The following is a 10,365-nucleotide window of genomic DNA, read 5'->3' on the forward strand; positions in this document are numbered from 1 at the left end:
ATCAACTACCAACCACCAACTAACAACTAACAACCATCACTCCATCACTCCATCACTCCCTCACTCCCACACTCCCTCACTCCTAACTCTTTGCTTTCTTACTACCTGTAAATCCTGTTGCGACCCAAACTAATGCTCTAGCTCCGTCACGAACCATTTTTTGAATCGGCTCTGGGGATTTTCCAGAAGGGACTGATACTGGTTGAAAATAAATCCCCCGACTACCTAAAACAATGTCACCAATAACTCTGGCGCGACGCATATGGAAATCGGAAGTAATCAAATAAACACTTTTAATACCCCGAGATTCTAAATCATCTACCAAGGTAGTAAAATTAGTGACTGTATCTACTGCTTCGTAATCTAAATATAATCGCTTGGGACTAATCCCAGCTTTTTTAAATACCTGCTCTGTATATTGTTTGGGACTTCCTCCAGTAATCCAAATTGGCAATTTTGGATGTTGACGGGCAAATTTAGCTGTGAATTTTTCCCGTTCTAAGTACTTGGTAGAACCGCCTAACACAATCACAGCTTGGGGTGTGGCAAACTGAGTCTTAACTTCCTTATACGCCCACCAAACAAATAGTGGCACTGATAGGAGGATAAACTGAAAATATAGTCTTGATAGTTGCTTATTCAAGGCTCTATATGCTTACTTTAACTAAAACTTAATAGTGAGAAACTGAGCTTTCAGATGAGAGAAAAACGAAATTGACTGGCTCTAGATTATAGAAAACCAATGCCTGGGATTCATTAATCTCCGAACAATAGTATTTGCTGCATAATATTACCCCTGAATGGAATATCCATAAAGGGCTTTTCACTCATTTGTTTAATTAGATGACGGGACTGGTGCGGCTCGAACGCACGACCTAGCGCTTAGGAGGCGCTCGCTCTATCCAACTGAGCTACAGCCCCAACTAAAATACATAGCACTGATAATAATAACAGGTGTTTTAGTCAGACTGCCAGGAGTTTTGCCAAAAACCGCCACCTATTTCTAATCCACAGAGAAAACTCTGAGCTTTCAGGATAATTTTCTTTTGATTACCACTTAATTCTCGTAGTTGTAAATTTAACTCACCTTGCATGGTATCGGAGCAACAAAAGGCTAAACCTGTCTCTGTAGGTGCGCGTAAGGGTGTACCGGGTAAATTAGTGGTTCCTGTCACCTCCACCTCATACTGATGATTTTTAGCCTGCATATGCCATTTACCCCAAGGCTGAATATGCCAATTTACTTGGGAATTCCAGGGTACAAACTCATAAAACTTCCCTTGGTAGTGTAAGCCAATCATGGCTACAGATTCCATCCACCACAATACACCTCTTCTTCCTCCACCTGCTGTCAGGGCTAGGTAAGGATGATTTTCAAAGCTGTTACAGTTAACCCAGAACCATTTTTGAGGGAAAGCACCACCCCAATTTTTCTCCCCATAGGCAGGAGCGTTGGTAAATTCATATAATCTACCATTCCAGTCAATCCAACCTGTAGCCAAGCCATGAGCCATCAAAATTTGCCACCCTGGTTCAAAAATCTGCATTTGTGATAACCAGCCCGCAGTTGATTGCTGCCAACTATTGCCATCACCTCCCCAACCATACATAGGCTGGATTTCATATTGCCAACGACAGTAAAATCCTGTGCCAGGGTCACGAATCATACCTTGATTTAATGTGCCTGTGGCTTGATATCCTTCAACAATGTAGCGTTCAAATTCTTCAGGACATAGGTATTGAGGAGGAAACCCTAAATTTTTCTGTCGCCAATGTCCTAAAGCTAAAGTATCTTTTTTTGCCCAAAATTGATTAACATCAGGGAAAGTACGACATAAGTACTGATCATTGGGCCCCAGTACTTGGGCTGCACCACCACTATGTGGTTTACCACCAATGGGGTCTTCGATGGAATACATAAAAGCGAAGGTTTGTTTCTCGGCTGGTAAAGTAACGCGATAATACCAGCCTTCAAAAAAACGGCGATCGCTCCCATCCCAATGATATCCACTGTGGGGGGTTTGGGTTGAAGGACGAAAATCTTGGATCATATTCATTGTTACGAAGAAAAATTATCAATTATTACGAACAGTAAAGTGCATTAAACTTTGGTAAATAGGGGATTGTAAATTTTCAGGATAGTGCTAATTTTAAAACAGGCACAAGCAAGTTGATTGTTTTAACAATTAGTTTGAGATTAGAGCCAGTGCCTCCTGCTCTATCCATGTACTCGCAATAACTCCATAGTCGTCGCATCCTTCTGAATGTGTTTTCGCCTTGAGTTCATCGAGTTATTTTGGAGGTTTTTTAAGCATAGCCAAACATGCCTGCCTAGCTGAATATTAGGATGCATAAAAACCAGGAGTAATCTTATTGCGATTCTTGTCCACATTAGTTAATTTACTTCCTTCAGGTTTTCAAGTCTTCTCAATCTATTCAATTTTTATACGTAATTAAACCGTCACACTTATTTGATGCTAATCAGACACTGTGGCGGTTTAATTATGGCACTAGGCGCTAGGCGCAAGTAATAAGTAGGGCTTGCTGTTCGCGGAGCGTGCCGTTAGGCATAAAAGTATTTTGGTGAGGGTAGGGAGTCGGGAGTCGGGAGTCGGGAGTAGTTCCAGCCTCTTTATTTCTATTCTTTTTGCCATCAAAAATAACAGATGCAAGGATTTTAAACCTAAAATCCTAATTTCCTTACACTTATTTCCCAATAAAATAGCCTCAAAGCATTGATAAATCAACATTTTTCAGTTATTCAGCAGACCCTAAGTAATAAGTAATAAGTTTACTATTCATAGGTTGGGGTCTTCAACAATTTCCTAACCTAATTACGTAGTGCTATAACTGGAAATTTTGAATTGAACGTTTAGTATTAATAATGCTGCCAATTATCCAATGGAAAGAAGTTTTCCAATACTGATAATTATTCACTGATAACTGATAACTGATAACTGTTCACTGATTTCTCACCCAAGTACGAAAAGAGCGAATCATTTCCCTTTCCCCAACTGTGAGGCTTGAAGCTAAAAACTGGGGAATTTGTGTTGTTAGTGGTAAATTAGCAAAAGTCTTCGAGGTATTACACAGAACATATTTACCTGCTTGTAATTGATAAATCTGTATGACAGGTTCTTGATAGCGCCATACTTCCGGAACACCTAAGGCTTGGTAAATTGGCATTCTATCAACAGAAGCACTAGAATAATCCACCTCTATGACTAAATCTGGGGGTGGATCTTGGGTTAAGTCAAGATTGGTTTTGCCTCTCATCAGGGGTTCATTCTGGATGTAGAATGCAGAATCCGGTTCTACACCTTTGACTAAATCTTGACGTTTACAAGTTGTCGAACCAATGCTTTTAATATTGAGATTAAGTTCCTCTGTTAAAGCAAAAACTAAGTGTTCTAGGAGGCGATTATTATACTCATGGGGCATCAAGGGAGTCATAATTTCCAATATTCCACAGTCATAAGCCAATCGAGTTGCGCGGCGATCGCCCATTTCTTCTAAAATGGTTTCAAAGGTATGCCAACTGATATTTTCCAGTGTTACTCGCTGTGAAATTACTGCTGTTGTCACCATAGGAAGTTACCTCAGGTTTCTACTAACATCATAGATTTGATTTGCATCTGTTCCAAAACAGCCACTACCCTAAATCTTCTTATATGAGCATAATTGTCTTCGGTAGTATCAATATAGATTTAGTCGCCAAAGCCCCTCGATTACCTCTACCAGGAGAAACACTACTAGGACACCATTTTTTTAAAGCACCAGGAGGTAAAGGTGCAAACCAAGCAGTCGCTACAACTCGCTTAGGTATTCCCACTTATATGGTAGGCAGAGCAGGGGCACATGGTTTTGGTTCGGAACTAGTCAATAGTCTCAAAGCCGCCGGTGTGAAAACTGATGATGTATTCATCGATGATAGGGTTAGCTCCGGTGTTGCCTTAATTACTGTTGATGATGCTGGAGAAAATCAAATCATAGTCATTCCTGGTGCTAATGGTAATATTGATAACCAAGATGTGGCACGTTTAGCTCATTTACTACCAGGTTCTCAAGCCTTACTGCTGCAATTAGAGATTCCCATAACTGCCGTATTGGCAGCAGCTCAGGCAGCACGAGAAGCGGGGGTAATGGTAATTTTAGACCCCGCACCCGTCCAATCTCAACTACCGGATGAACTGTATCCCTTGGTAAATATTATTACCCCTAATGAAGTGGAAGCTGAACAATTGGTAGGTTTTCCCATTGATGGGGAAGAATCTGCAACTCAAGCCGCAGGGATTCTATTGCAAAGGGGAGTAAAATGTGCGATCGTCAAACTGGGTGCTAAGGGTGTTGTTTGTGCCACTGCTGAAGAAACTTTTTTTATACCAGCATTTAAAATTGAAACAGTGGATACTACCGCCGCCGGAGATGCTTTTAATGGGGGTTTAGCCGCAGGTTTATCCACTGGACTGAGCTTACGTCAAGCAGTAGTTTGGGGAGCTGCTGCGGGTGCTTTAGCAGCCATGAAATCAGGCGCACAACCTTCTCTACCGGATCGAATTACATTTGATAAATTTCTTCAAGAGAGAGTTGTGAGTGAAGGAGGGAAGGAGGGAAGGAGTGAAGGAGGGAAGGAGTGAACAAATAAATCTTCTCAGTTCTCCGTTCTCTGCTTTCTACTCATACCAAGTTGCTTTCAAAGATAGTATTTTGTCATTGCGACTGGAGCGGAGCGTAAGGAAGCAATCTCACTAACTAGAACTGCTACAACAGAATGTAACTTAGTATCATTGGTGGTCTGGAAAATTAATGATTCTTTACCCTTTTACTGCCTTCTCTCTCACCCATCGTTTTAACAGAGGAATTTCAAAATCATATCCTCCATTAGTTTGTTGCAAAATATGATAACGCAATAAGCGGTTGAATACCTTTTCAGCATTTTCGCTATTAATAGGAATTAAATTATTTGTCTTGGTAACTTGTAATAATAATTCCTGACCAATTGCCATCTCTTCGGGATTAGTTCCAGTAAATTCTGTCCAAATATTTGTAAAGTATGGTTCACCGGAAATAAATGCGTCATTAATAGCAGCTTCCAGGAGTTCGGCAGTAATTATATTAGTATGGTTCAAGTTAGCTTGAGTCACCATAGATGAGCCTAGTAATTGCAAGCAGTAAGGGTGACAATTGGTAAGTTTTAATATTTCTTCTACAATGCCTTGATCATAACGTAGTTGAAAAGCTGGATCTGGGTTAAGCAATAATTCCTCGGCTTCGTTTGGTTCAAGATAAAGCATTTCTATAGGCACAACGCTGATAAAATAGCTACTCCAATGAGGCCCTAATTCTTCTAAAGTTTGCACACCAGAAAAGAGAAATCCGAGTTGTTCATAATGTTGAATTAAGTGGCGCAGTTCGTCAAATAAACGTGGTGTTATTTGACCGTTTTCTATGGCAGTACCGATTTTTTCAAATTCATCAAGATTGAGAAGAATGTGCTTTTCTGCGATTTGCTCAAGTGCTTCATCTAACCAATCTTCTAGGGTAGTGTAGGGACTAGCTTGAAATTCGTGACGTTCGGGTTTGTTTGATAATTTAACGCCTTGACTGCGGCAATCTTTATGAATTGCCCGAACCAAGCCATAGCAAAAATCAGATTCTGTGGTGGTAATGGCGGAACTTTGCATATCCACAAATACAGGCAGAATATCAGTAGGAAACAGGCGGGGCAAATTATACAAAAATGAAGTTTTGCCACAGCGACGGGGACCATGCAATACAAGAGTGGGTCGGTCACTATTTAAAATTCGACGGACAACTTCATCTGCAAATTTCTGACGACCTTTAAACAAGTCTTTTTGGTTAAGTCGCACTGGATTTCCATATTGAAACGGGTTGATTAGTTCATTTCGAGAGAATTTTTGTTGTGCATCTTGTTTCAGTTTAACAATCTTGTGCCAACATTCTAGTACGGGTGTCCAGCGTTTGATGGCTTCGCTTTTAAGTCCGAGAGAAGGTAATTGGTATTGTAATAGTTGAAGATTGTTATTGATTCTTTCTAATCCCCGTTCTCGTAGGGCGATATTTTTATTTTCTAAGGCTGATTGAATATCTCGAACAATAGTTTGTAAGCGAGGAATCAGGATAGAAAGTTCAGGTTTTACTTTTGGTAAAGGTGTTTCTGGACTAGGGGTGTCGCTGTCGGAATCAAGATGATAAAAGGGGAAAATTAGGAATGGTAAAATAGGACGATCTAAATTGAAAGTAGAGAGTAGGTCTTCAATAGTTTGAATTTTCTGGAGTTGGTCAGCGACAATTTGCGGTAAGGCATTTTGAAGAGTTATTTGAAAGCCGGGTAGAGAAAATGTTTGAATATATTGAAATATCTCTAAAGCTAGTTGAGAGTTGCTACGAAAAGTGGAAATTAAAAGCTGATCGTGATTAGGTAAAGGTAGCCATAGAAGTTCACTGGAGTAGGGAGGTAGGCTATCCAGTCTTTGCAAGGGTTGAGGACGGAGGCGATTAAGAATTGAGGTAAAAAAACTGAAAGGAGCAAAGAAACAATAGTCAATAATTCTGTAATAGCTGAGTAAGGTTACAGGGATAATTAATGCTGAACGCCATCCTAAATTTTGGGCAGAAAAAGCTATTAACATTACTATAGTGGTAATGAAAACCCAGTTCTTTTTTACTGGTGTAAGAGCAAAAACTATTAAAGCTGCAAAAACCAAAAACCAAGGAAGCGGTAAAGTACCTCCTACCGCCACTCCTCCCACCACTCCTCCCGCCACTCCTCCCGCCACTACGAACGCCACGACTACCCCCGCTACGAACGCCACGACTACCCCCACTCCTTCACCCACTTCTCCCTCCACGACTACCCCCATGACTACCTCCACGACTACCCCCACGACTACCCCGACTCCTCCCGCCACGACTGCCCCCACTCCTATCGCCACTCCTACCCCCACTACGAACGCCACTACGAACCCCACTCCTCCCATCATTACGAACGCCACTACGAACGCCACTCCTATCGCCACTCCTACCCCCACTACGAACGCCACGACTGCCGCAGCTACGAACGCATCATCACTATTATTAATATTTCCTCTCAATGACAATAGAAAAAAACCTGTTACCCCACTGGTTAACAACAGAAACAACAAGTTTTCTGTTGCTAACCATGCACCTAACATGACACTGATTGTTGCCCCTATTATCATTACATTACGAGCGAGTGAAAGACCTTGCTTTTCTAACAGTTGCAACATTAACCAAGTAGTTAATGATAAACATAATCCCAAAACTGCAAAACCTGTCCCTATTTGAGGTAAAGGAGGTAAAATTTTAGTAACTTCTATTAAGCCTTTCAACCAGCTAGCGGGACGAATTAATAAAACTATCAACCACAACAAGGGGATAATTAGTCCTAAAGGTAAAAAGAAAACTCCTGTTCCATAGGCAATTAATATTACAAAATTGAACTGTAACCAACCTAATAATTGATTAAACTCAAGAATATTAAAAAAACAAGAGGAATACTCAAAATAAATAATAGTAATAGATACTGGCTAATAAATCGGAAGTTCCCAAAAAATAAAATATCCCAAAAAATTGTGTCTGGTGTGCGCCCATCTTTTTCTTTTCGGGGTGACCATTCATTCATGCGGTGCTGAAGCCTTGCAGGACAAAACATTGCCCACCAAAATAATTCCCAAGTCTCCCGTAAAAATAGCACCATTGTTGAAAATTTTGATTGTTAAATCGTTAATTTATGACTTTATCTTTGACCTTTCACAAATTCTAAAAAAGCACTGCTAAATAAACCTCCATTATCCCTTAATAATCCATAACGCTGAAGCCTATCTACAATTGCTGGGTTCGGACTAGGTAAATTACTCCCTCCCAACTGATAACGCAATGCTAAACGTTCATCTTCAGTTAAATCTTGCCAAAGTTCTTGAAAACGAGGCTGTGCTTGAAAAATCAAATTTTCTTTAGCTATTTCTTGATTCTCATATTGCCAAAACATCGCTCCCGCCATCTGCACGTAATAGGGTAACCCTCCTGCTAACCCATCTACCCATTGTAATAGCTCAGTATTATAGGTAAATCCTTTTTGGATAATATTTTGCCAAGCTTCCTCCTCCAAAGCCCCTAAAATAGTGGTACTGAAAATATTGGCAAAAGGAGAACCTAGACTCAAAGTTTCGTAAACTTCAGTAACAGGGCGTTTACTAGCAATTACCATTGTTAAGAAACCAGCAGAAGCTTTAGCACGCCAATCTTCTCCCCAATCCTGAAACAATTCCAATCTTGATTTTGTACTAGCAATTGCTTCAAATTCATCTAATAAAATAATTAAACGATATCCTTCACCTACTAACTTATGTAAGCCATCTTCTACCGCAAAGCCATCTTCATTATCTTCTCTTAACCAAGGATAATTCCCCTTTAGCTTTTTAATTCCTCGCCTTACGCCCTCAATAATTCCCTCTGGAGTATGAAAATTCCCACTTGATAAATCTAAATTCACAACTAAAGGCTTTTGTTCTGGTGAACAAAATTCGTTGATTCTTTCCCTTATATATCGCAGTAGAGAGGACTTTCCATTACGTCGTAATCCTACCAAATTGATACATTGAGGACTAATGGCACCAATGCGGTTTTTAATGTCTAAAATCGCTCTTTTCCGCCCATAAAATCTATCGGGAGTCACAGGAGTTCCATATTCAAACGGATTATTCCCTTTGGGCTTTGACTGATGAAATTCTTGATTAAGTTGGGCTATTTCAGGAAAATATTGGCAAATAACTTGAGCCGCAATTGCCCTCCCCCCTAAATCGTTATCTTCGTCACGGGAAAGATGCACAACACCACAAACTTTTCCTGTTCGTAAATTAAATAAAGGTGAGCCACTAAAGCCTGAGATAACTTGCCCTTGCTTTAACTTATAGAGAACAATATCTTTTGAATCACTTGTTTGTTTATAACTTCTTCCTTCATATTTAAAGCTAGCCGAGTCCCCTTGGGAATAATCAACTTCGCCATTCTTGGGATAACCAAAAGTATATAAATTATCATTGATATTAGGTTCTGTGCTATCCAATTCAACACAGGGGTGTTGTAAAGAATCTCCTTTTAATTTCAATAAAGCTAAATCAATCGGATATTCACATAATTGGGTAACTTCAGCTGTGTAGTTCTGGCTGATTGTTTTACAGAAAACTTCCACGGAGTTATTTCCCGCAGATTTGACCACATGGGCGCAGGTAAGAATCCAATTCTGGGCAACAAAAAAGCCTGTTCCCTGACTACTGGCAGAATTTAAGCGCACTGTACAGCGTTGTAAATTGTCTTCGTTAGTCATTAATCCCCCACACCCAGGATATTATTTACCGAAGAAAGGCAGTCCCGATGAAAAAAAAATTGTCCCCATCAAGGATGAAAATAACTCTTCCCTATCCCCCAACCCCTAACACCTAACCCCTATTTTCAAGTCAGTCCCCCACGGAAAAATCCTACAACCAAGCATGAAAATCACCTCTTCCCGATTCCCGATTCCCGATTCCCCACTCCCTATTTTCAAGTTAGAGTGGAGAAAGCAGGAGGTAGTGAAAATTACCTAAGTAGAATTTTCTTTCCCCCTGCTCCCTGCTTCCTACATCCCTGTCTCCTTAACCCATTCCATCGTAATTTCCAGGTTAGCTGTACCTGTTCCCTTCACAATTAAAGCGGTTAGTTCTCCCGACTCAACTCCAATTTGCAAACCAAGTTTGACACTAAATTTATCTGGTTTAACTGTCTGACTAATATTTTTTAATGTACCTGAAACATCTTCAGCAATAGATTCAATAATTTTTGTTGCTTTTTGAAATACTCTGGTTTCAGTAGAAACAGGTTGTTCCCCTATAGGTGTAACCTCTACTTTAATGATTGTGCCGTCAGAAAGTTGAAAAGGAGTAATTTTGGTTTTATCTGCCATACTTAATTTTTCCTGGTAACTTTTTGTGGAATGGTCATCCTTGTGAATAAGGTGGAATATAAATAGAAAAGCTTATACCAATAGGACTTACGCAAAAGTAACGTTACTGCGTCATTACGTTTGCGTAGCATGTCCGGAACGGACGAACGACAGCAACGTAATCGCAAAAATCCTGGGATTGCTTCCCTACACTTCGTTTCGGTCGCAATGACAAATCTTCGTTGCGTAAGTCCTGACCAATTCAAATAATGTTTGCAACATATAAATTCTTCGTAAGGGCACGGCACCAGTAAGATATTTTTATATATTGAAAGATTGTGGATGCCGTGCCCCTACCCATCTGTGCCATTCTTTTTTCAAAATGGTATTATTCCTCTCTG

Annotated in this window: 8 protein-coding genes and 1 tRNA gene; 1 reads left to right on the forward strand and 8 read right to left on the reverse strand. The window is 40.2% G+C overall.

Going from position 1 to position 10,365, the window contains the following annotated elements; genetic code table 11:
- Positions 1-82 precede the first annotated feature (82 nt).
- The 4 genes from CALSC_RS04160 to CALSC_RS04175 all read right to left on the reverse strand — a co-directional run bounded on the left by CALSC_RS04160 (position 83) and on the right by CALSC_RS04175 (position 3,588).
- Positions 83-595, reverse strand: coding sequence for a YdcF family protein (locus CALSC_RS04160; RefSeq protein ID WP_407641881.1), 513 nt, complete (start codon positions 593-595; stop codon positions 83-85).
- Between the two features lie 252 nt (positions 596-847).
- A tRNA-Arg gene (locus CALSC_RS04165) sits at positions 848-921 on the reverse strand.
- Positions 922-959: 38 nt separating this feature from the next.
- Entirely contained in the window at positions 960-2,057 is a 1,098-nt protein-coding gene (locus CALSC_RS04170) for a tocopherol cyclase family protein (protein WP_088240153.1), read from the reverse strand.
- A gap of 904 nt (positions 2,058-2,961) precedes the next feature.
- Positions 2,962-3,588, reverse strand: coding sequence for a Uma2 family endonuclease (locus tag CALSC_RS04175; RefSeq protein ID WP_088240154.1), 627 nt, complete (start codon positions 3,586-3,588; stop codon positions 2,962-2,964).
- An 83-nt stretch (positions 3,589-3,671) separates the two neighbouring features.
- On the opposite strand from CALSC_RS04175, the gene rbsK reads away from it, so the two are divergent.
- Positions 3,672-4,637 (forward strand): ribokinase, encoded by a 966-nt coding sequence (rbsK, locus tag CALSC_RS04180; RefSeq protein WP_088240155.1) that lies wholly within the window; start codon positions 3,672-3,674, stop codon positions 4,635-4,637.
- A 177-nt stretch (positions 4,638-4,814) separates the two neighbouring features.
- Here rbsK and CALSC_RS04185 read toward each other — a convergent pair whose 3' ends face one another.
- The 4 genes from CALSC_RS04185 to CALSC_RS04200 form a co-directional block, all read right to left on the reverse strand.
- Positions 4,815-7,415 (reverse strand): AAA family ATPase, encoded by a 2,601-nt coding sequence (locus CALSC_RS04185; RefSeq protein ID WP_200817561.1) that lies wholly within the window; start codon positions 7,413-7,415, stop codon positions 4,815-4,817.
- An 80-nt stretch (positions 7,416-7,495) separates the two neighbouring features.
- Positions 7,496-7,741 (reverse strand): hypothetical protein, encoded by a 246-nt coding sequence (locus CALSC_RS04190; protein WP_088240156.1) that lies wholly within the window; start codon positions 7,739-7,741, stop codon positions 7,496-7,498.
- Between the two features lie 39 nt (positions 7,742-7,780).
- The gene (locus tag CALSC_RS04195; protein ID WP_088240157.1) at positions 7,781-9,370 is read right to left on the reverse strand and encodes a trypsin-like peptidase domain-containing protein; all 1,590 of its coding nucleotides are present in this window, start codon (positions 9,368-9,370) and stop codon (positions 7,781-7,783) included.
- A 291-nt stretch (positions 9,371-9,661) separates the two neighbouring features.
- The gene (locus CALSC_RS04200) at positions 9,662-9,985 is read right to left on the reverse strand and encodes a CU044_2847 family protein (RefSeq protein WP_088240158.1); all 324 of its coding nucleotides are present in this window, start codon (positions 9,983-9,985) and stop codon (positions 9,662-9,664) included.
- Between the last annotated feature and the right edge of the window lie 380 nt (positions 9,986-10,365).

Source organism: Calothrix rhizosoleniae SC01 (assembly GCF_900185595.1).
GTDB lineage: Bacteria > Cyanobacteriota > Cyanobacteriia > Cyanobacteriales > Nostocaceae > Calothrix_A > Calothrix_A rhizosoleniae.